Below are 22,198 nucleotides of genomic sequence, written 5' to 3'. Positions count from 1 at the left end.
CTTTATCTCGCTATAACAACTGTCATATGATAAGTTGCATCCTTCACGGTCACCAGTAATACATAAGTACCACCTGGCAGTCTCTGTACATTCAGCCCTACCACACCATTCTTAATAATGATCGGCTGGTTCATTAAAACCTGTCCGGCCATATTCGTCAGACTCACCAATCCTCTCGCATTGTTGATTCCTGAGAAACGTACATTCATCACATCTATAGAAGGCATTGGATATACCTGTGCTATACCTTCTGCTGGCGTCATATTGATGGATAAGATATCTGACGCAATGTTGCCGTTACCGATAATATCAACTGCCACAGCGGAAGGAACTTCTACTGTTACGATACCATTCTCTGTAGAGGTAACCAGTACCTGATAGATACCTGAAGATACCTGTGTGAAGCCGGTTACCTTACCGTTTGTAACTACCACATCATCCCAGCTGAATCCACTCACTGCATCGGCGAAGGTGACAGTCACCGTTAAGGTGCTGTTCACAATAGCTCCTGCATTGGCATTGGATGTAAGTACAACGGCAGGCCCTTTCAGCGTAATCGTTAATATAACTGTTTCACTATGTCCGCTCTCGTAAGTACCATCAGCTTTTGATGCTGTTACATAGATATTATGAGCAGATTCTGATAATGGCGGATTGTATTTGTATGTCCAGTTACCATTTGCATCTACTAACGCAGTACCACTCTTCGTACCATCTGTATAGATAGTGATCAGTGTACCAGGTTCACCCTGACCGGTAATATTTGGTGTAGTTGTATTTGTTTTACCATTTACACCTGGCAGTCTTGGAGGCAGCGGAACATCCGGCGTATGTGCATCAACAACGAAGTTTAATGCAGGACTGAATGCACTTACATTACCAGCAGCATCTGTTGCTGTTACAGTAACCGCATGAGCAGCATTGGAGAGCGGTGTCTCAAAGGTGTATGTCCATTTACCTGTGCTGTCTGCTTTGGTAGTACCCACTGCTACCCCATTCTCGTAGATAGTCACGGTCGTATTCGGATCTACCATACCTGTTACAGTCGGTTTACCGTTAGGGACCACACCATCCACCACAGCATCAACCAATACAGGTGTATACGGAGTAGCCGGTGGTTTGGTATCTATTACAATATTCAATGCCGGACTAGCTGATTCACTGCTGTTACCTGCCAGGTCTGTAGCTCTTGCTGTGATTGCATGCGGACCATCACTCATTCCCACAGGGAAGGTGAAAGTATAATTACCGTTGGCGTCTACCTGTGCAGTACCAGCAGCCACACCATCAGCATAAACTGTTACGATACTGTTTGGTTCTGCTTTACCGGTAACTGTTGGAGTGGCACTGTTGGTAAGATAATCGCTGTTGCCAACCAATACCGGCGCTGTTGGTGTACCCGGTGCATGTGTATCAACGGAGAAGTTCAGTGCAGGACTGGCAGGACTTACATTACCTGCGTCATCCGTAGCCGTTACCGTTACCACATGAGAACCGTCTTCCAGTGCAGTAGTATAAGTATAGGTGTAATTACCACTGGCATCTACAGTAGCAGTACCCACTACAACACCATCATTATAGATAGTCACTGAACTGTTGGCTTCTGCTTTACCTGCGAGGTCCGGAGTGGCATCATTCGTAATATTATTCGATCCGCTCATTAATACAGGAGCTGTTGGTTTGCCTGGTGCATGTGCATCTATCAGGATGCTCAGTGCAGGACTCACAGGACTAACATTACCTGCACCATCAGTAGCTGTCACCGTAATACTGCGCGTACCGTCCAGCAGATCATTTACAAATGTAAAGGTGTAATTACCGCTGGCATCTGCTACTGCAGTACCTGCTTTCACATTATCGCTATAAATGGTGATTGTGCTGTTGGCTGCTGCAGTACCCTTAATATCAGGAGTAGGATCTGTTGTTTTGTTATTGCTGCCACTTACTAATACAGGAGCTGGCGGCGCAACTGGTGCAGAAGCATCAACAGTAATGTTCAATGCAGGACTGAAAGCACTTACATTACCACCTGCATCCGTTGCAGTCACAGTGATAGCATGAGCCCCATCTGCCAGTGCTGTTACGAATGTGTATGTGTAGTTTCCACTGGCATTTGCTGTTGCAGTACCGACTTTCACTCCATCCAGGTAAATGCTTACGGTGCTGTTAGCCTCTGCCTTACCGGTAATATCCGGTGTAGCATCATTGGTTACACCATTGTTGCCACCTACAAGTACAGGAGCTGTCGGAGTAGCTGGTGCAGCAGTATCTACAGTAAAGCTCAGTGCCGGGCTCATTCCGCTGGTGTTACCTGCAGCATCTTTCACCTTCACGGTAACGCTGTAAGTACCATCCGCCAGCGCTGTTACGAATGTGTAAGCGTAATTGCCACTGGCATCTGCTATCACAGAATCCAGTACAGTACCACCTTTATAGATGATGACAGTAGCACTCGCTTCTGCCACACCCTTAATAGTTGGTTTATTGATATTGATCACACCATTGTTACCACCTACCAGTACCGGAGCAGCTGGTGTGGATGGTGTTTGTGTATCTACTTTGATATTTAATGCAGGACTGAATGCGCTTACATTACCCGCTGCATCGGTAGCAGTTACAGTAATAGCGTGTGCACCGTCTGGGAGTGTAGTGATAAATGTATAAGCATAATTACCACTGGCATCTGTAGTAGTAAGACCTACCCATATACCATCGCTATAGATATTGATCGTGTTATTAACATTTGCCGCTCCTTTAATATCCGGTGTAGCATCGGTCGTTACACCGTTAATACCACCTACCAGTAAAGGTGCTGATGGCGTAGCTGGTTTAACAGTATCTATCGTAATATTTAATGCAGGGCTGGCTGCACTTACATTACCTGCGGCATCAGTAGCAGTAACAGTGATAGCATGTGCACCATCTGTCAAACTAGCTGGGAATGTATAAGTATAATTACCGCTTGCATCTGCTGTTGTGGTACCAACCGCTACCCCATCACGATAAATAGTTACGGTGCTGTTAGCTTCTGATACTCCTTTAATATCCGGTGTCGCATCATTGGTTAAACCATTGTTGCCGCCTACCAATATTGGTGCTGCCGGTGTAGTTGGTTTAGTAGTATCTACTGTGATGCTTAACGCAGGACTTGCAGCGCTTACATTACCAGCAGCATCTTTCGCTTTTACAGTAATGCTGTAAGTACCATCAGCTAAGGCTGTCACAAATGTGTAGGTGTAATTACCGCTGGCATCTGCTGTTACAGAATCAATGGCTATTCCTCCTTTATAGATGATGACAGTAGCATTCGCTTCTGCTACACCTTTAATAGTTGGCTTACTTGTATTGATAACTCCATTGTTACCACCCACCAGTACCGGAGCAGCTGGCGTAGTTGGTTTAGTAGTATCTACTATTATATTTAATGCTGCGCTGGCATTACTTACATTACCTGTTGCATCGGTAGCTGTTACTGTAATCGCATGTGTGCCATCTGTCAGCGAAGTGGTGAAGGTATAAGTATAGTTACCGGAAGCGTCTGCGGTAGTGGTTCCAACAGATACCCCATCACTATAGATAGTTACCGTACTGTTAGCTTCCGCCACTCCAGAGATAACTGGTTTATCATTACCGCTCACCTTCACAGGTGCGGCTGGTGTAGTTGGTTTAGTTGTATCAACCGTTACATTTAATGCAGGGCTGGCAGTACTTACGTTACCCGCTGCATCGGTGGCAGTTACAGTAATCGCATGTGTACCATCTGTCAGCGAAGTGGTGAAGGTATAAGTATAATTACCAGAAGCATCGGCAGTTGTAGTACCAACAGATACACCATCACTATAAATAGTTACAGTGCTGTTAGCTTCCGCTACTCCTGAAATAACTGGTTTATCATTACCACTTACTTTAACAGGTGCTGCTGGAGTAGTTGGTTTAGTTGTATCAACTATTACATTTAATGCTGCACTGGCATTACTTGCATTACCTGTTGCATCGGTAGCAGTAACAGTAATCGCATGTGTACCATCTGTCAGCGAAGTGGTGAAGGTATAAGTATAATTACCGGAAGCGTCGGCGGTAGTAGTTCCTACTGATACACCATCACTATAGATAGTTACCGTACTGTTGGCTTCCGCCACACCGGAGATAACTGGTTTATCATTACCACTTACTTTAACAGGTGCGGCTGGTGTAGTTGGTTTAGTTGTATCAACCGTTACATTTAATGCAGGGCTGGCATCACTTACATTACCCATTGCATCTGTAGCTGTTACAGTAATCGCATGTGTACCATCTGTCAGCGAAGTTGTAAAGGTATAAGTATAGTTACCGGAAGCATCGGCAGTTGTAGTTCCTACGGATACCCCATCACTATAGATAGTTACGGTGCTGTTAGCCTCCGCCACACCAGAGATAACTGGTTTATCATTACCACTTACTTTAACAGGCGCAGCTGGAGTAGTTGGTTTAGTTGTATCAACTATTACATTTAATGCTGCACTGGCAGTACTTACATTACCTGTTGCATCGGTAGCAGTAATAGTAATCGCATGTGTACCATCTGTCAGTGAAGTTGTAAATGTATAAGTATAATTACCGGAAGCATCAGCGGTGGTAGTACCAACAGATACACCATCACTATAAATAGTCACAGTGCTGTTAGCCTCCGCTACTCCTGAAATAACCGGTTTATCATTACCACTTACTTTAACAGGTACTCCTGGTGTAGTTGGTTTAGTTGTATCAACTGTTATGTTTAACGCTGCACTGGCATCACTTACATTACCCATTGCATCTGTAGCAGTTACAGTAATCGCATGTGTACCATCTGTCAGTGAAGTTGTAAAGGTATAAGTATAGTTACCGGAAGCATCGGCGGTAGTAGTTCCAACAGATACACCATCACTATAGATAGTTACTGTACTGTTGGCTTCTGCCACACCAGAGATAACTGGTTTATCATTACCACTTACTTTAACAGGCGCTCCTGGTGTAGTTGGTTTAGTTGTATCAACTGTTACGTTTAACGCTGCACTGGCATCACTTACATTACCCACTGCATCTGTAGCAGTGACAGTAATCGCATGTGTACCATCTGTCAGCGAAGTTGTAAAGGTATAAGTATAATTACCGGAAGCGTCTGCGGTAGTGGTTCCAACAGATACCCCATCACTATAGATAGTTACCGTACTGTTAGCTTCCGCCACACCGGAGATAACCGGTTTATCATTACCGCTCACCTTCACCGGTGCAGCTGGCGTAGTTGGTTTAGTAGTATCAACCGTTACATTTAACGCTGCACTGGCATCACTTACATTACCTGTTGCATCAGTTGCAGTGACAGTAATCGCATGTGTGCCATCTGTCAGCGAAGTTGTAAAGGTATAAGTATAGTTACCGGAAGCATCGGCAGTGGTAGTTCCAACAGCTACACCATCACTATAAATAGTTACGGTACTATTGGCTTCCGCCACACCAGAGATAACTGGTTTATCATTACCACTCACTTTCACAGGTGCTCCTGGAGTAGTTGGTTTAGTTGTATCAACTGTTACGTTTAACGCTGCACTGGCATCACTTACATTACCCACTGCATCTGTAGCAGTGACAGTAATCGCATGTGCACCATCTGTCAGTGAAGTTGTAAAGGTATAAGTATAGTTACCGGAAGCATCAGCGGTAGTAGTACCAACAGATACCCCATCACTATAGATAGTTACTGTACTGTTGGCTTCTGCCACACCAGAGATAACTGGTTTATCATTACCGCTTACTTTAACAGGTGCGGCTGGGGTAGTTGGTTTAGTTGTATCAACAATCACATTTAACGCCGGGCTCAATGAGCTTACATTACCCATTGCATCAGTTGCTGTTACAGTAATCGCATGTGTGCCATCTGTCAGCGAAGTTGTAAAGGTATAAGTATAGTTACCGGAAGCATCGGCAGTGGTAGTTCCAACTGATACCCCATCACTATAGATAGTTACCGTACTGTTGGCTTCCGCCACACCCGAGATAACTGGTTTATCATTACCACTTACTTTAACAGGAGCCGCTGGAGTAGTTGGTTTAGTTGTATCAACTATTACATTTAATGCTGGACTGACAGTACTTACATTACCCGCTGCATCTGTAGCAGTTACAGTAATTGCATGTATACCATCTGTCAGCGAAGCAGTAAATGTATATGTATAGTTACCGGAAGCATCGGCGGTAGTAGTTCCAACAGATACACCATCACTATAAATAGTCACTGTACTGTTGGCTTCTGCTACTCCCTGAATAACTGGTTTATCATTACCACTTACTTTAACAGGTGCCGCCGGAGTAGTCGGTTTAGTTGTATCTACTTTAATCACCAGCACAGGACTAAATGCGCTCACATTCCCTGCTGCATCTTTATCCTTCACCGCAATGCTGTAAGTAGCATCCGGCAATGGTACTAAGAATGTATAAGTATAATTACCGCTGGCATCTGCGATTACAGAGTCCAGGACTACACCATTTTTATATATGTATACTTTGGAATTAGCTTCCGCCACACCGGTAATAGTGGGTGTGCTGGTACCAATATAACCATTGTTACCGCCCACCAGTACAGGTACTGTTGGCGTAATCGGTACACCGGTATCGATAGTTACCATCAGTGCAGGACTCGCGCCACTCACATTACCTACAGCATCCTTCGCCTTTACAGTAACGGTGTAAGTACCATCCGCTACAGCTACCAGCGGTGTATAAGTATAATTACCACTGGCATCCGCAAGAACAGAATCAACAGCCACACCATTATTAAAGATGATGACAGTTGTATTTGGATCTGCAGTACCCTTGATAGTTGGTTTGTTATTATTAGTCACACCATTATTACCACCTACCAGTATCGGTGCGGCAGGAGTAGCAGGCGGAGTGATATCTACTTTTATACTTAATGCCGTACTTGCCCCACTTAAGTTACTGGCTGCATCTCTTGCTTTCACAGTGATGCTGTAAGTAGCCTCTGGTAAAGGGGTAACAAATGTATAAGTATAGTTACCGGTAGCATCAGCCGCAACAGAATCAATTAACACACCATCTTTAATGATGAGTACCATACTGCTTGCTTCCGCTGTACCTTTAATAGTTGGAGTAGCACTACCAATTACACCAGCAACACCACCTACCAATGTTGGAGCCGGAGGGGTAGCCGGTGCTGTTAGATCTACCTTTAATACAAATGCATCGCTGGAAACACTTATGTTCCCTGCAACATCTTTTGCGGTAACAGTAATAGAATGTGTGGCTACTGTTAAAGCGGGTGAAGTAAAAGTCCATTTACCGGTAACATCTGTTGTAGCTGTACCCTTCGAGGTACCATCAACATATATAGTTACCACAGATCCTGGTTCAGCAGAACCTGTTAATGCAGGTGTTGTTGTATTAGTAGCTGCAGCGGAACCGGAAGCCAGTGCTGGTGTACCTGGTTTAGCAGGAGCAGTACGATCTACAGTTACCTGTAATATCGCACTCATAGCACTTACTACAGAAGAAACCGTACTGGTTGCAGTAAAATTATAGGTACCATCTTTCAGGATAGTGCCGGTATAATCAAAAGTCCATGCACCAGCGTTTGTAGCAGTTGTGGTACCTATCACACCAACATTTTCAATGTATACTGTAATGAGGGCATTTGCAGGACCGGTCCCTGTTATAGTCAGGGTAGAATCATTGGTGATTTTATCCGCAGGGGTACCACTGTCGTTAGAGATACTTACCAACACAGGTCCTGCCGGAGCGTTTCTCACTACTCTGCTGTAATCAATATTCATTACGGAATCACTTGGATATCCGCCATATTCAATCACATATCCTAATATTGAACTAAGAGGAAGGTCATTCCATAACAAAGTATTCAACTGAACATACTGCTCATTGGTTCCCTGATAATTATTTGGTTCACCACCATTCCAGTTCATGTAAGCACCAGCTACAGCTACCGGAGTGTTAAGACCATTAGAAATAGCCACTCCTGTTTCCGGACCGGTTACCCAAAAATAATGACCATCTGCTGCTGCCTGGTTAGCATATAAAGTACTGCCCTTGGCAGCATTCACTAACAGGTAATTATCTGTTGCACCTATCCAGCCGGTAGAGGCCAGTTTTGCTCTTATGTAATCATTTTCTGCCTGAGAAGTAACGGTCGCCAGGTAACCCTGCATACCATACAGCGTTTTAGCAGCAGCAGCTGCTTTTGCGGTGGGCCAGTCTACAGCAGTTGTAACTGCCTCATAATAATGTGGTTTGGAACCTACTGTTAAAGTAACTACGCTCCCCAGTACAAAACGGATCACCCTGTCTGACAAATTACCACTGGGAGTTCTGAACGTCACCGTTCTATAAAACGCCTGCCATTGTGCAGGAGTAGCTGTTCCTGTAAATGTTGCGATACCGGTAGTAGCACTATATGCACCCGTTACACCTGTAGGTAAAGCACCCCATCCTATCACATCGCTGGAAGCTACAAAGCCCGTATCAATATATACACGTCCATTGGTAATGGTCGCGCTTCCTTTTACTAAGATCTGATTATCAATTACAGTAGCTGTTGCAAAAGCAGAAAGCTTCACATTACCTTCGTTAGTAGAAGTAACAGTAGCGGCGGTAGCACCTGGCGCTGAGGTAGCCAGCGTAAAGTAATCTCCTTTTGTAAGACTTACACCAGAGATACATACTCTGTCTCCAAATACGCTCACGCCTGTACTCACAATACTGGCATCACTAAAGTTGCCGTCTTTATCTATTAATAAAGCAAAATTGGCTGAATTGGATTCATCAATCCCTAATCCTTCCAGGTTAAAACAGATATCTACTGTTCCTACAATACCTGTCAGATCTGCCCTCCACTTTTGTGTGAGACGGGAATTATAAGTAGAAGGTGTTTCTAAAGAAACACCATATCCACCACCATCATTGGCAAATGTAAGTACCGCACCTGCAGAAACTGCAGAGGGATTGCTTACAATAGCTATATCACTGTTAGCACTTGTTATAACAGGATTGCCGGAACATGTGGATGCCGGTTTACCTATACCATTGATATTCTTGTTGATAGGAGCGCCCAATGAATAATAAGAACCGATATTACTAAAATCGATCCCGTACTTACCCGCCAGGTATTTACTAACTGTTTCCAACTCACAATCAGTGAGTTTGCGGTTATAGACCACAACTTCACTCACATCCCCGTTGAAATAGTTATCATCCCCGTCAAGCCCTATCTTAAAAACAGATTGACCGCTGGAGGCAGCAGTCATGTCGGTAAACGTAGATAATTTCTTTCCGTTGAGATATACGGCAGAGGCGTTACTGGCCCCTGTATTGACCCCGGCTGTGACCAGACCACTATATACCCCGGTGACCAGCCTCGTTTCACCAACGGTGGAGGCGCCGGATATGACCGATGCACTTCCCCCGGTAGATAAACTACCGTCTGTAGTTCCCGTACTCCATTTGGAATCAAAGAAGCGTTGCTGGCTTCCATTGTCATTACCCCATACAGCCTGGTTATTACCGTCATTGGTTCCCTGGCGGTATACAGCAAAAACTGTTACTTCCGGAGAAGTAACCGCTCTGATATCCAGTCCATTCACGGTAAAACCTGTACCCGAACCCGAAGATGCCCTGTTAAAATGTATAACCGGCAAACCATTGGCCCCCCCACTTGTATATATTGCAGTATTGGTACCTGTAGATGTAGCATTATGCGCGCTTCCCGATTTATCCAGCCAGGTAGAAACAGTACTTCCAATAGTTGGAGCTGTTCCTCCCGCGTTTATGTCGGAAGCATCAAGCCACAAAACCGCTCCGCTGTTTACGCCAGCAGGGCCTGTCTGAGCTGATAAAAAAATGCTGTATAGGCATAACAGTAAGGTAATGCCTAAACATTTAGGTAGAAATAATCTCATTTTTACATTTAATTGATTAGCAGATGCTTATATTGCGACTAACGCAGACATAAGTCTTGTACCATATTTTTTATCAATGCTTGATTGTAAAGGGATACTCACAACACAGTTCTTCATATGGCACAAAAATACATAATATAAATTTCTATTTTATTAGAATTTATTTAAATGTTATGTAGTAATATTACTACAAATAGTAAATTGTCATAACATGTTCGTACACCCCTTTTCCATTTTATTACGTATATCTATTTGATTATTTCGTGTTGTCACGTACTTTTACATAATTAAGTATACTATGCCTAACATTTTAGTTGTAGATGATCAGGAAGTAGTCCGCTATGGAACTACCCTTATCCTGCAAAAAACAATTGAAGACGTCCAAGTTAGTAACGCCAGTAGTTTTGACGACACCCTGAAAATGCTTTCCTCAAAGCCATTTGACCTTGTCATTCTTGATATAGATATGCCCGGGGGAAATAATCACCAGATGCTGGACGTAATCAGGCTAAGACATCCTGAAATCAAGATTCTCATTTTTTCCAGCTATGATGAACAGATTTTCGGTTGGAGATACCTGGAAGCAGGTGCTGATGGCTTTCTTTCCAAGAAAACGGGAATAGAGGAGATAAAGAATGCGGTAAAAAGCCTGCTGAGAGATGAGAAATACTTAAGCCCCCTGTTAAAACAAACCCTGCTCAATAACATCGGCAATAAGAAATCAAATACTTCCAATCCTTTAGACCGCCTGTCTAACCGGGAAAGTAATATTATGCAGTTACTTATAAAAGGGATCAGCGTAGCTGAAATTGCACAAAGGCTTAGTTTACAAATTTCTACTGTAAGTACTTACAAGAAAAGGATTTGCGAGAAATTACAGGTATCTAATATTGTAGAGATGATTGAAAAGGTGCAGTTATATAGCTAAAAAAGGCACTGATAAGCAATAAAAAAGCAATATCCTACGCTTGTCTTACGCTAAAAAGCGAAGGATAAGCGTAGGATATTGCCTTTCAGAAGCCGGTCAGAAGCTCTTTACATACCTCTCAGGTACTTATTTAAAGTTAATCCTTTTAAAGATTTAATCCCTTCCACTACTTCTGCTGCATTTAATTTTGCCCCTGCTTCAACAGTATGTGTATGATCTAATGTTCCAAAATAAGTACTGGCTACCTTCGTCTCCCCTTCTTTATCATAAACGTCTGCAATAAGGCCATTTAGCTCTATAAACAGCGCTCCTTCTCTGATAGCAATCTGTTTAGCCCAAAGTCCGTAATCTTCTGTAGAACGGGCTACTTTGCCCTCTTTCCATACATTACGGGGAATAGGAGAACAAACCACCGGAATCGCTCCTTTAGCCTTTGCTTCTTTAATCACTTTACTGAGATACCAGCCATAGGTATGCACCACTTCCTGCTGCCTGGTAATAGGATTAAAGATTTCCTTACTTTCTTCTCCTGTCCCTTTAATGGTACCACGGGCACGGGCCGTATCATCCAGTGGGCCACCGTCATTATGCCCGAATTGCATGATCACATAATCTCCCGGTTTTAATTTAGCCAGTACACTGTCCCATAAACCTTTAGTCTGGTAAGAGCGGCTGCTGGTCCCACCCAATGCCCGGTTGCTGATACTTATACGGGTAGTATCAAAGTAATCTCCGATAAAATGTCCCCAGCCCCATTGGCCGTTATCTCCTTTATCTTTTCCATTTTTAACGGTAGAATCACCAATCAGGAATAAAGTGGGTTTACTTTGCTGGGTGCCAATAAATAATAATAAAAACAAAAGCAGTTTGTTCATAACGATAGCATATTACAATTTATAAATTCTCAGTTGACTGATTTCCTGCCTCGACCAGGTAGAACGGAATCCGAAATAGCCGGCAGTGATAGGGTTAGGATCTTTATATGTAAAGTACAACACATCATCTACAAAATAACTACTCACACCATCTTTTACAATGATCGTGATCTTATATTCTTTATCTTTTTTCAACAGATGGTCTGCATCTTTATATTCCTGTATTAATGTTCTGATACCATTCCCTTCATATTTCCTGAAACGGGTAGTACTGTTTGTATTCCCGCCCATCCCTACATAATACAATTTAAGGGAATCGTATCTTTCCAGTACACCATTACGGGTAAACAGATTTGGGTTGAGAGGATCCTGTGCCATCCAGAAAGTATTGAGATCAGAGAGGCGATCATTGATCTTATCCTCTGTCAAAACTTTCCTTTTATATTCGATCTTTATATTTCCTTCTAAACGTTTATTTACCCATACAGTCACGCCACCTTTTGTATCCAGTATCAGTTTTCCATGATCTGTATATACAGATGAATTAGGCGCAGGCGCCATTTCAATAACCAACTGACTGGTATCCTTAAAATCATCTGTAAAAAACTGCGCAAAAGAACTACATGTCAGCAAGGTAAAAAACACACTCAGTAATAATTTCATCATTATACATTTTTATCTCCTACATAATCCAGCATCACCATTGCCGTTAGTCCCCACTGCGCTACGGCATTCGTAGATACTCCTTCTGCTTCATCTATGGGATGTAATACCGAAGATCCTTCAATATGATGTAAATCTTTTGATAATTTCTTAATACCGGCTTCTCCGCCTAAGAACTCTTTCCAGGCCCGTGCTGCCAGCTGCGGATCATTCTTCTTACGGGCAGCAAATGCTGTTAAACGGGCATGTGCCTGTCGCAGGTTCAACTTACCAAGGTCTTTACCTAATACTGCTTTTTGCTCTTCAGGTGTGGCATTGTATAGCTCACAATATTGCAGCCATGCTTTTTCAAAAGCAGGCATATCAATCAGGGCTATTAACTCAGTGCATATCTCCGGTAATCCAAAAACTGCATTTAAATGAGTAGCAGAGATTTTGTCTTTATCAGCTAACTGAAATATACCTGTAGTCAATTCCATATCTGCACTACCTGTAAAAAATCCATGCGGTTGTGCGGCAATAGTACGCATACTGTTAAACAGCCGGTCTTTAGCTGTTTTATTGCCCGTACGCTCCCACTCTGTCAGCCATGCCGCTGCAAGAGACCCCCAGTCTGTACCGAAGGAAACACCTGCATATTTACCGTTAGGGTCTCCCATCTGCTGCCCTACTTTACGGCCTGGTACAATGGTACGTAACGTATCTGCTGCGTCTACTTCTGCACGCATCAGATCTCCTACCCGTTCATCCGCAGTGAGATAGTAATAAAAGCGGCGGTTAGCTACAGTGGCAATGCGTAACTGCTTTGCACTGCATCCCCAGTGCTGCACATTATGCCTTGAACCCAGCGGACTGAAAGGCCCTATATGATGTACATCTACTTCACCGGTATGACGGGTCATGGCTTCTGCCATGCGGAACACATCTTTACGACCGGTATGCAAATAATAATACCATAACCACAGATCTGTGGAGAGTTCTGAATTATCCCAGGCAAAACCACCTACATCATATCTCCATACATGACGATCTGTATCATAAGTATGCATTACATCTCCATAATTCCAGAAGCCGTACCAGTGTTGTACATCTACCTGTTTATGGTAATAATCGAAATAGAAATCCAGTTGTTGTTTTATCTTTTCTTTTTCGGGAGATGTTGTGGCTGCTACATTCCAGTTACCTCCAAACACGCCGGCAGTCTGCCATTGAGTGTTGGAAAACGTAATTGTAGCAGGATCATTGATATAAGCAGCGATATGACTTAATCTTTCATTGGATGGAGTAGCTGCCAATACCCACAGTTGCACTTCGCTGGTCCTTGCCACACCTACAGGTGTACCAAAACCGGGTTCATAATCTTCATAAGTAATTTCCAGTCCTTCCCGTTGTTTCGCGAATGTATCCTGCCCCATACCATCATGATAAAAACGCAGGTCCATAGCAGATGCTTTCGGTGCCCATAACCACATGGTAATTTCTGCCTGTTCCGTATGTGCATGACGGATATCCAGCTGTGCAGGATGGCTTTCCCAAAAGTTTCTTATACCGAATGCCAATCCTCCGGAAGGGGTACCTACATAACCCGTCCCTGATGCACGACGCCCATAGGCGGATTGTATCCATCCGTATCCTTCTCTGGTACGCTTCTGAATTTCAAAAGCATCTGGTGTTGGCTGGAATAATGTGTAATCTCCGAAGGCTGGTATATATTGTAACTTGTCGGCTACGTCCGGCCCCACAGCTGGTGTTAATTTGCCAGCCAGCTGGGCTTCCCGTACCGCCTGTCCGGGATCCCGGCGTAAGCCGGTAAGTCCTTTCACCGCTTCCGCAAATACGCCATCATTCTCCCCTGTAAAACGGATATGCCTGTCCTGGAGTTCTCCGCTCAATGGCACATCAAAACGTATCCCTAATCCACGGATAAAATCGCTCTTTTCATCTCCGTCATAAATGATAGTATGCAGAATGCGGATAGATTCACTTCCTTCATAAATATATAAACGCAGTATAAAAGGTAGCCAACTGCGTAATCCATTGCTATGTTTCCCCTCTATTTTCACAACCGCTCTTATGGGGCCATTTTGTTCAACTGTAATAGTATCAATAGTACCATCAAACCATTCATTAGTAGTAGCATAATCTCCGCTATCCTGTTTTAACAAAACCAGTTTTCCTTCTTTAGCAGTAATCTTTCCTTCTCTGGCTAAAGAGCGGATCAGGGATGTCCCCTTTTTATTGATTACACACTGAATAAGACCATTATCTATAGTAATGCTATCGTTATATTCATCCACCTTTATACTACCCGTAACAACCGCCTTCCCGGGCTTTAATGTCAACGTATCAGTTAATCCCTTATTGGCACTGATCGCATGCGCACTCCACTTTACAGAACCATCAGGCCAGTAAGCCAGCGGCCATGATTGCAAAGGGATATTCTCTTCCAGTATAAATCCGCTGCTATTGGGAATAGCTCCTTTAGGCCAGGGTACTCCCCAGGTAGCTCCTGCGGAAAAAGCAGGTGCTTTATCACCCAGCCAATGCAGCTTTACGGGATCAACCGCTTTAACGCCGTTTATAATTGAGGATGGCAGGGACAAACCTGCGGTCACTATCATGGAATTCTTTACAAAGTCACGGCGTGATAAAGTTGGCTTCATTTAGTCTACTAATATTGTAGACATAAATATATTAAAAAGATGCTAACGCAGGGATTTACTTTCTATAAGCGGTCAAATAGACAGATCAGTTTAACCAGGCACAACTTTACGTTTCTCAAATGTCCAACACGTTAATTCAATAAACATTTTGGCAGTAGGTCGATAAAAATCCTGATTTCATCTATAATTGGACAAAGTTTCCCCATGTAATTGTAATTTGTCCATGCGAACTACAAGAACTATCCTTCCATTCAACCTGTCATTTCGGCCTGCAGCATATTCAACCCGTAAATTGATATGCGATGATAATACAACTATGCGGACTCTCAGGAGCAGGAAAAACAACAATTGCAACGAACGTTAAGCGAAAAGGAATTGCTTATCACACTCCCATCGAAATCATTGATGGTGATGCATACAGGGAATTTCTCTGCAAAGATCTCGGCTTCTCCAAAGAAGATCGCTGTGAGAATATCAGGCGTTTAGGCTTCGTTGCCAGCAGGCTCTCCGGCCATGGTATTGTCTGTATTATCAGTGCAATCAACCCTTATGATGAGATCCGTCATGAGCTGGCTACTACTTATGAACATGTGAAGACAGTATATATAGATTGTCCCGTAAATGAACTTATTACACGTGATACCAAAGGCCTCTACAAGCGGGCTTTATTACCAAACGGGCATCCTGATAAAATATCTAATTTAACAGGCATCAATGACCCTTTTGAAGCGCCATCAAATCCTGATTTGCATCTGCGCACAAATGAAAAGAGTATCACTGCCTGCACCAACGAACTGTTCGCTTTTATCAGGAACACCATTTCTTCACAACTGTTACCCGTACACGCTCAAATAAGAAACTAATGACAGACAGCAAAGTTTTAGTGATTACCGGTATGCACCGGTCAGGCACCTCATTGCTTACACAGTGGTTATACAAATGCGGCATGCATGTGGGAGATAACTTCATGGGCGCCGGTATAGGTAATGAAGACGGCCATTATGAAGATCTTGATTTCTATCAGTACCATAAAAACGTCTTAAAGGATTTTCATTTATCTGAAGATGGCATGATAGATGAACCATTGGTAACTCTCTCAGACGGGCAACTGCATGAAATGAGGAAACTGGTAAAACAAAAGAATGCTACTCAGCAACAATGGGCATGGAAAGAACCGCGTACCTGCCTGTTCCTGGATCATTATCGACAACTACTCCCCGAAGCCCGTTATCTCGTTATTTTACGCGATCACCGCAGTGTGGTAAGCTCTCTTATCAGCAGGATCTATAGCAGAACTGCGCATAAATATTCAAAGAAAAAAGGGTTCTCTAAATTCTTCTGGGAATATTTTAAAAAGCCATTCCGGAAAAGACTTTTACTCAATAAGCACAGTGAACATTTTTTACGGGTATGGATTACCTATAATGAGGCAATCCTTCATCACCTGCAAAAACTCAATCCGGCACAGTACCTGGTAGTAGATCATACCGAGCTCTCTGATAATAACAAACAGGTATTTAAGCACCTGTCTGATACCTGGGATTTTAAACTGGAATATTACAATTATAAGAACGTGTATAAAGAGAATCTGCTAAGTAAGATACTTGATATAGGACGTTATGTCAAAGACAAATCATTATTAGTAAAAGCGAATGAGTTACAGGAGCAGTTAAAAATACTGGTATAAACCGGCAACCTGTTTTATGAAAAATCTATTTTAGAGCAAAAAAGTCTTTTTTTATCAAAAAAAATACTTTACTTCACAATAATTTTTAATTTGTCGTAAACGTGTGAATGAGCTAAAGGTAGCTAAAGAGAAAAGTAAACATTTGCCCCAGAATGTTCGAAGCACTTAATAAAACAGTTGAACGAGGTAATAGAAGATAAGCATATTCTTTACCACTATATATAAATACAGGAACAATGAAACGACACCTACACCTATTATCTGTGGGCCTGCTATTGCTATGCGCCACAGTAGCTCAATCACAACAGCTGAAGCTGGGAACAACTCCCAATACGACCAACAAATCAGCACTGCTTGAACTTGAAAGCAAAAAACAAGGACTATTGCTGACCAGGATAAGCGATACCACACTGGCACCATTAACCACCGCACCAGATGGAATGATCATTTACTTTACGCCAGACAGCACCTTACGGTTACGCAAAGGCGGCAGCTGGCAGAAAATAACAGATGTAAGCACCGGTGCCTGGGTACTCGGTGGCAATAGCGTAACCAGTGAAAAGAAATTGGGGACCATCAGTACCTTCGACCTCCCCTTTATCACAAATAATACAGAATACATGCGTCTTACCAGCAGTGGCCGTTTAGGTATTGGTCTTACCACTCCGGCGCTTCCGTTATCCGTAAAGGATTCAATAGAAATACGTCATACCACCGGCAGTACTGCTATATCTACTTTATATTTCACTAACACAGCCGGCAGTGGCAACGGGGACTTTCGTATAGCCAGCGATGGGGTTGACATTTTCTGGCAGGGAGGTGGCGGCCATAACCTGCATATGGGTTCCTGGTGGGGCATTGTACTATCTGGCGACCGTCAGGTTTCCGGTATCCCTACCCCAAGTTTTATATCTGCCTCTACTAATACCGGAGTGCTGATACCAGCCCAACGTATGGCAAGTGTGCCCTTAGCTGTACAGGCCATTGCCTCTCAGACTGCGAACCTTACGGAATGGCGCAACTCCTCAGCCACAGCAGTCAGCGCAATAACTGCAAATGGCAGCCTTGGGGTACTCACCTCCACTCCCACCGCAAAACTGGATGTTGCCGGTACTTTCAAACTGGGTAGCAGTGGCACTATTCTTAGCAATATCATAAAAGGTAGCGCTACCATTACTGACAATAGCACTACTGTTTCCGGAAATTCACCATTAACCAAAACTATTACTATTACAGGCGCTACCACACAAGGCAATGTGATGGTGAATCCAAGAGCGGCAATGTCTGCCGGACTGACTATAGCCTATGCATATATAAGTGCAGCGAATACTGTTACAATCACCTTCGGCAATACTGGTGGCAGCCAGGTACTGGGCACCGTTAATTTAGATGTTACTGTAGTTCAATGAGTATAATACAGCTTATATGCATGTTGTAATTCGTTTTTAGACTGATTACAGTAGGGTTTAAGTTGGTTTTCCCCCACAAGCTTTAAAGCCTTCAAGTCGAAAGATTTGGAGGCTTTTTTGTAATTTATACCGGTAAAGTTTGGAAAATACAAGACTACCGTTGAGCACATGGTAAAGAAACTGGAACTGGTAGACGTTAACCTCATCTGCAGTGCAAAGCAACCTGGATTATAGAACGCCTATCCGTAAAGCCGTTTCTCCTTATGGGTTCATTCTTTTAAACATACCCTGTATTTCATCTGGTGTTGCCTTCGATAGCATTTCGCTATATCCAAAAGTCAATTCATTTTTGCCTTCTTCCAGTTGTTGAAATATTGCCTTAATAAAATCACCTACAGAAGGGTGTTCACTGTGCAACCCTTCGCCACCCAGGTCAGTGTTGAGTGCTGGTGGGATCAATTCGATGATCTCTATATTTTTTGATTTTAGCAAATGTCTTAATGAAATGGTAAACGAGTGGAAAAAAGATTTTGTGGCACAATAAACAGGCACTTTTGTAAGCGGCACAAATGCCAATCCGGAAGTTACATTTATGACAGTGTTCAATGATTTGAGTTCGACGAACAGAGTCGTCAAATGTAACGGAGCGAAAACATTTATTTGAATTTCATTTTTTGCTTTATTATAAAAGTTCTTATCTGAGATATCCATCCAGTTTTGAATACCTGCATTGTTTACCAATACGTTCAAATCACTGTGCTGTTCTGCTATCCAGTGATAAAGTTCTGTACGTCCGGATTCTTCCGATAAATCGCAAACCTTTGTTATTACTGCCGGGAATTTGTCAGACACTTCTTTCAGCACGTCCTTCCTTCTTCCACAAATAATAACCTGGTTATTTTCCTGAATAAATCTTTCAGTCAATCCCAGACCGATGCCGGTAGCTCCCCCAGTGATTAAAATTTTGTTGTTGGATAATTTCATTGGTTTTTTAATTAATATTGAATGTTTATAAAAAGACGTTTATTTTAATCAAATGAGCCTTTTACATCTGCCGCAAATAATTTACTCGTATTGAAGAGGCAAAGTTTTTTATACTTTCGTTCAAGACTGTTATTCGGGTTCCTGTTTTTCTTACCATTATTTCCGATTAAGGCGTAAATGGAATGCCATGTCCATTTTTGACTGGCGCCATACAAAGAGCAGACGGAGCCCGGGATTTTAGTCCCAAAGCTCCTTTATGAGGATTAACGCTAATAGAAGAAATTATTTTCCTGCACCATCATATACATCTTTTACAACCAATGATGCAGAAACAATTTTTGGCCAGCCTGCATAAAATGCCAATTGAGTTAGTGCTTCGCCCATTTCCTGCCTGGTAATGCCGTGCTGAACAGCCCGCCCCATATACATCCCGAGAAATTGTAAATCCCCGGCCGCAATCATCGCACTTACTGTTGCAAGACTTCTGCTTCTTGATGATAATCCCGCACGCAGCCATACCTTTCCATACAATAGCTCATTGGTGTATTTAGCAAAACCTTCTGCTATTGGAGCGATGTTTTGTTCTATAAAAGCTACCCGGTTTTCATCGCCCGGTAAAGCCTCGTTTTTATCAAGCACCAGTGGGTCGATTGAAGGTAATTCTGCTTGTGATATCCCATAGTTTGCAAATACATCCTTTGCAACAGCCACAGCCGACATGGCATTAGGCACACCTGAATAGAAAGCAAGATGAGTGATAATTTCTGAGAGTTCACCCGGTGCAATACCATTATTCAGCGCTTTAATAAAGTAATGGGGCATTGCATTGCTTTGGTTTCTTGCTATCAGGCCTGATAAAGTAACTATGCAACGGTCATGCTTTGTTAACCCGGGGCGCTCCCAAACTTCACCAACTAATTTTTCAGCAATATACTTGCCTAATGCAGGAGAAACACTACTTACATCAGCACTTGAAAATGCTGGTTTTGATGCTATTGCACCGGTACTGTTAATTTTAAGCATTTTTACCATGGCTTCACCTACACTGGCAGCAGATTGCGGATTTTGGCCCGTGATCAGCCTGCCATCAATAGCGATGTTATTGTTCCAGTTGGGCGCGTGCTTGTAAATAGCGCCGTGTTCAATTAAAGCATCCTGAAGCAGGAATGGAACTACTTTGGTTGATTGCACTTCTTCCTCTTCACCATTCGTAAAGGCCGCTACATTTTTGCCTGAGATCAGGTATGAGCCATCACTTAATTTTACATTTACCAAAGATGCAGGGCCGTGGCAAACTGCTGAAACAATTTTTTCTGACTCATAAAATTCCGGCACTAACTTTAAGATTGCAGGGCTATCGGCGAAATCCCACATAGTTCCGTGACCACCCGCAAAGAATATTGCGTCGTAATCTGAAGCTTTTGCATCATCTAACTTCAGTGTATTTTCGATAGCTTTACGAAAGTCAACGTCAGCCCAATATTTAGCATTAACCAGATCATTGAAATCCTCTAAACCATCTAAAGGTGCTTCTCCGCCTTTTATCGATGCAATATCAACAACAACACCGCTTGCTTCCAATTTTTCCAACGGATGGGTAACTTCGCTCAGGTTAAATCCTGTTGGAATCCCTGTAGCTCCTTTTACATTGCAGCTTGTTACTACGAACAATACTTTTTTTGAACCTTTTCCTATATTCATTTTTTAATATTTATTAGAGTAATTATTATAGTGCCTGAAAAAAATCAACCAGCTTTGGTACAATCTGATTTACATATTCAGGTATGTCATAAAGAGCAATGTGAGTTGCACCTTCTACAATGAATAATTCTTTTTTTCCTTTTGCGAGGCTGTATGCCTGTTCGCTGAACAACCTGGTATCTGCTTTACTTCCGGCAATTAAAAGAATAGGTTGCGTAAGCAGTGTGCTTATTTGATCAAAAGCAGAGAAGGCTATCATTCTGTCTGTACCGGTAAACAAATATTTGTTCACTGAATTTGGATGCTGCCCCCTTGGTGTTTTATAATAGTCGTGACCTTCTCTCCATAGATCGGGTGTATTCTCATTAATCTCTTCTTTTGTTTCAGGCACCCAGTGTACGTAAAGGAGTTCTCCGCCATTTGCTTCCAAGGTCCGCTGTTGCCCTACATTTTTTAGCATATCCAACAAAACAGAAGCGGGTGTTTCGTTTCCAAGAAAATTTCTGAATCCTTCACCCATAGGTGCAGCACTAACCGTTGCTACTGCTTTAAAGCGATGCTCTGTTTGTGCCACGCTGATGGCATAACCGCCACCTGCACAAATCCCGAATACCCCCATGCGGTCGGTATCAATGTAAGGAAGCGTTGATAGATAATCTGCACCGGCACGGGCATCTTCTACTCTGGCAGTAGGATCTTCCAGGTAACGGGGCTCACCTTCACTTGCTCCCTGGAATGAAGCATCAAACGTTAATACTACAAATCCAAATTCTGCCAGTCGTGAGGCATACATCCCGATGGTCTGTTCTTTAACACCGCCGGCAGGGTGGATACATACAATGGCGGGATATTTTTTTGTCTCGATAAAATTATGCGGCAGATGCATTTCCGCTGCCATTTTCAGATTTTTATTTTTAAAAGTTGTTACTTTTTTCATTTTTGTAAATCTTTTTATAATGCCCATTGACAATATCTTGTTCGTTTATACCAATAGTGTGGTTTTAATACCTGAAACGGTTTTTATTCACCTAAAATAGATTCGGATGAGCCCATGCCATAAGCCGCAGCAGTATCCCATAAATTAAACCCTGCTTTCATCGCTGTATCAAACACCTGCTTTAAATCCCCGGCATTAAGGTTATTACCGAAAACCTGGTCGCCTCCGGCAAAACCTGTTCCCCAGGACCAGGTACCTAATGCTATTGATGGTAATTCTTTCATTTTCCTTTTATTTTTACTGATTTTTGCAGAACTATATCAAATGATTCGATAGATTATTGGACGGAGCGAAGTTCTTTATACTTTTGCATCAGGTTGTTATACAGATTCCTGTTTCTCTTATCA

General features: G+C 42.7%; 12 protein-coding genes. 4 read left to right on the top strand and 8 right to left on the bottom strand.

Features of this window, described 5'->3' with window-relative positions; all coding sequences use genetic code 11:
• Positions 1-2: 2 nt before the first annotated feature.
• A complete protein-coding gene (locus BMW86_RS31130; protein WP_089787666.1) occupies positions 3-9,944 on the bottom strand; it encodes an Ig-like domain-containing protein in 9,942 nt (3,313 codons plus the stop codon).
• A gap of 298 nt (positions 9,945-10,242) precedes the next feature.
• On the opposite strand from BMW86_RS31130, the gene BMW86_RS31125 reads away from it, so the two are divergent.
• Entirely contained in the window at positions 10,243-10,872 is a 630-nt protein-coding gene (locus BMW86_RS31125; RefSeq protein WP_089787664.1) for a response regulator, read from the top strand.
• Between the two features lie 107 nt (positions 10,873-10,979).
• Here the strand turns inward: BMW86_RS31125 and BMW86_RS31120 are convergent, their stop codons facing one another.
• From BMW86_RS31120 to BMW86_RS31110, 3 genes are read right to left on the bottom strand one after another with little or no spacing between them, the layout of a single operon-like run.
• Positions 10,980-11,747, bottom strand: coding sequence for a rhamnogalacturonan acetylesterase (locus BMW86_RS31120; protein WP_089787662.1), 768 nt, complete (start codon positions 11,745-11,747; stop codon positions 10,980-10,982).
• A gap of 12 nt (positions 11,748-11,759) precedes the next feature.
• Positions 11,760-12,413, bottom strand: a complete 654-nt coding sequence (locus BMW86_RS31115; RefSeq protein WP_089787660.1) for a DUF6250 domain-containing protein — start codon at positions 12,411-12,413, stop codon at positions 11,760-11,762.
• Positions 12,413-15,073 (bottom strand): exo-rhamnogalacturonan lyase family protein, encoded by a 2,661-nt coding sequence (locus BMW86_RS31110; RefSeq protein ID WP_089787658.1) that lies wholly within the window; start codon positions 15,071-15,073, stop codon positions 12,413-12,415. Before BMW86_RS31110 ends, BMW86_RS31115 begins: the two co-directional genes overlap by 1 nt.
• Before the next feature lie 302 nt (positions 15,074-15,375).
• On the opposite strand from BMW86_RS31110, the gene cysC reads away from it, so the two are divergent.
• The 3 genes from cysC to BMW86_RS31095 all read left to right on the top strand — a co-directional run bounded on the left by cysC (position 15,376) and on the right by BMW86_RS31095 (position 18,169).
• The gene (gene cysC / locus BMW86_RS31105) at positions 15,376-15,936 is read left to right on the top strand and encodes an adenylyl-sulfate kinase (protein WP_089787656.1); all 561 of its coding nucleotides are present in this window, start codon (positions 15,376-15,378) and stop codon (positions 15,934-15,936) included.
• On the top strand, positions 15,936-16,760 hold the full coding sequence (locus BMW86_RS31100) for a sulfotransferase (RefSeq protein WP_089787654.1): 825 nt from the start codon (positions 15,936-15,938) through the stop codon (positions 16,758-16,760). The genes cysC and BMW86_RS31100 overlap by 1 nt, the downstream gene beginning before the upstream one ends.
• 236 nt (positions 16,761-16,996) lie before the next feature.
• Positions 16,997-18,169 carry a hypothetical protein gene (locus BMW86_RS31095; RefSeq protein ID WP_143056747.1) on the top strand — a complete coding sequence of 391 codons (1,173 nt, stop codon included), beginning with the start codon at positions 16,997-16,999 and terminating at the stop codon, positions 18,167-18,169.
• A 261-nt stretch (positions 18,170-18,430) separates the two neighbouring features.
• Here BMW86_RS31095 and BMW86_RS31090 read toward each other — a convergent pair whose 3' ends face one another.
• The 4 genes from BMW86_RS31090 to BMW86_RS31075 form a co-directional block, all read right to left on the bottom strand.
• On the bottom strand, positions 18,431-19,153 hold the full coding sequence (locus BMW86_RS31090; RefSeq protein WP_089787650.1) for an SDR family oxidoreductase: 723 nt from the start codon (positions 19,151-19,153) through the stop codon (positions 18,431-18,433).
• A gap of 282 nt (positions 19,154-19,435) precedes the next feature.
• Positions 19,436-20,854: a carboxymuconolactone decarboxylase family protein gene (locus BMW86_RS33120; protein ID WP_218149268.1), complete on the bottom strand. Its 1,419-nt coding sequence runs from the start codon at positions 20,852-20,854 to the stop codon at positions 19,436-19,438.
• A 25-nt stretch (positions 20,855-20,879) separates the two neighbouring features.
• Positions 20,880-21,791: an alpha/beta hydrolase gene (locus BMW86_RS31080; RefSeq protein ID WP_089788309.1), complete on the bottom strand. Its 912-nt coding sequence runs from the start codon at positions 21,789-21,791 to the stop codon at positions 20,880-20,882.
• Positions 21,792-21,874: 83 nt separating this feature from the next.
• The gene (locus BMW86_RS31075) at positions 21,875-22,075 is read right to left on the bottom strand and encodes an aldo/keto reductase (protein WP_218149267.1); all 201 of its coding nucleotides are present in this window, start codon (positions 22,073-22,075) and stop codon (positions 21,875-21,877) included.
• Between the last annotated feature and the right edge of the window lie 123 nt (positions 22,076-22,198).

The sequence above is a fragment of the Chitinophaga sp. YR573 genome, from assembly GCF_900110995.1.
Taxonomy (GTDB): Bacteria; Bacteroidota; Bacteroidia; order Chitinophagales; family Chitinophagaceae; genus Chitinophaga.
Note: the sequence above shows the minus strand (reverse complement) of the source record. Positions and strands in the feature narration are given on the sequence as shown.

Coding starts and splice junctions, on each gene's coding strand:
- cysC (WP_089787656.1), top strand. CDS start 15,376: ATGATAATACAACTATGCGGACTCTCAGGAGCAGGAAAAACAACAATT.
- BMW86_RS31090 (WP_089787650.1), bottom strand. CDS start 19,153: ATGAAATTATCCAACAACAAAATTTTAATCACTGGGGGAGCTACCGGC.
- BMW86_RS31125 (WP_089787664.1), top strand. CDS start 10,243: ATGCCTAACATTTTAGTTGTAGATGATCAGGAAGTAGTCCGCTATGGA.
- BMW86_RS31110 (WP_089787658.1), bottom strand. CDS start 15,073: ATGAAGCCAACTTTATCACGCCGTGACTTTGTAAAGAATTCCATGATA.
- BMW86_RS31095 (WP_143056747.1), top strand. CDS start 16,997: ATGAAACGACACCTACACCTATTATCTGTGGGCCTGCTATTGCTATGC.
- BMW86_RS31120 (WP_089787662.1), bottom strand. CDS start 11,747: ATGAACAAACTGCTTTTGTTTTTATTATTATTTATTGGCACCCAGCAA.
- BMW86_RS31100 (WP_089787654.1), top strand. CDS start 15,936: ATGACAGACAGCAAAGTTTTAGTGATTACCGGTATGCACCGGTCAGGC.
- BMW86_RS31080 (WP_089788309.1), bottom strand. CDS start 21,791: ATGAAAAAAGTAACAACTTTTAAAAATAAAAATCTGAAAATGGCAGCG.
- BMW86_RS33120 (WP_218149268.1), bottom strand. CDS start 20,854: ATGAATATAGGAAAAGGTTCAAAAAAAGTATTGTTCGTAGTAACAAGC.
- BMW86_RS31075 (WP_218149267.1), bottom strand. CDS start 22,075: ATGAAAGAATTACCATCAATAGCATTAGGTACCTGGTCCTGGGGAACA.
- BMW86_RS31130 (WP_089787666.1), bottom strand. CDS start 9,944: ATGAGATTATTTCTACCTAAATGTTTAGGCATTACCTTACTGTTATGC.
- BMW86_RS31115 (WP_089787660.1), bottom strand. CDS start 12,413: ATGATGAAATTATTACTGAGTGTGTTTTTTACCTTGCTGACATGTAGT.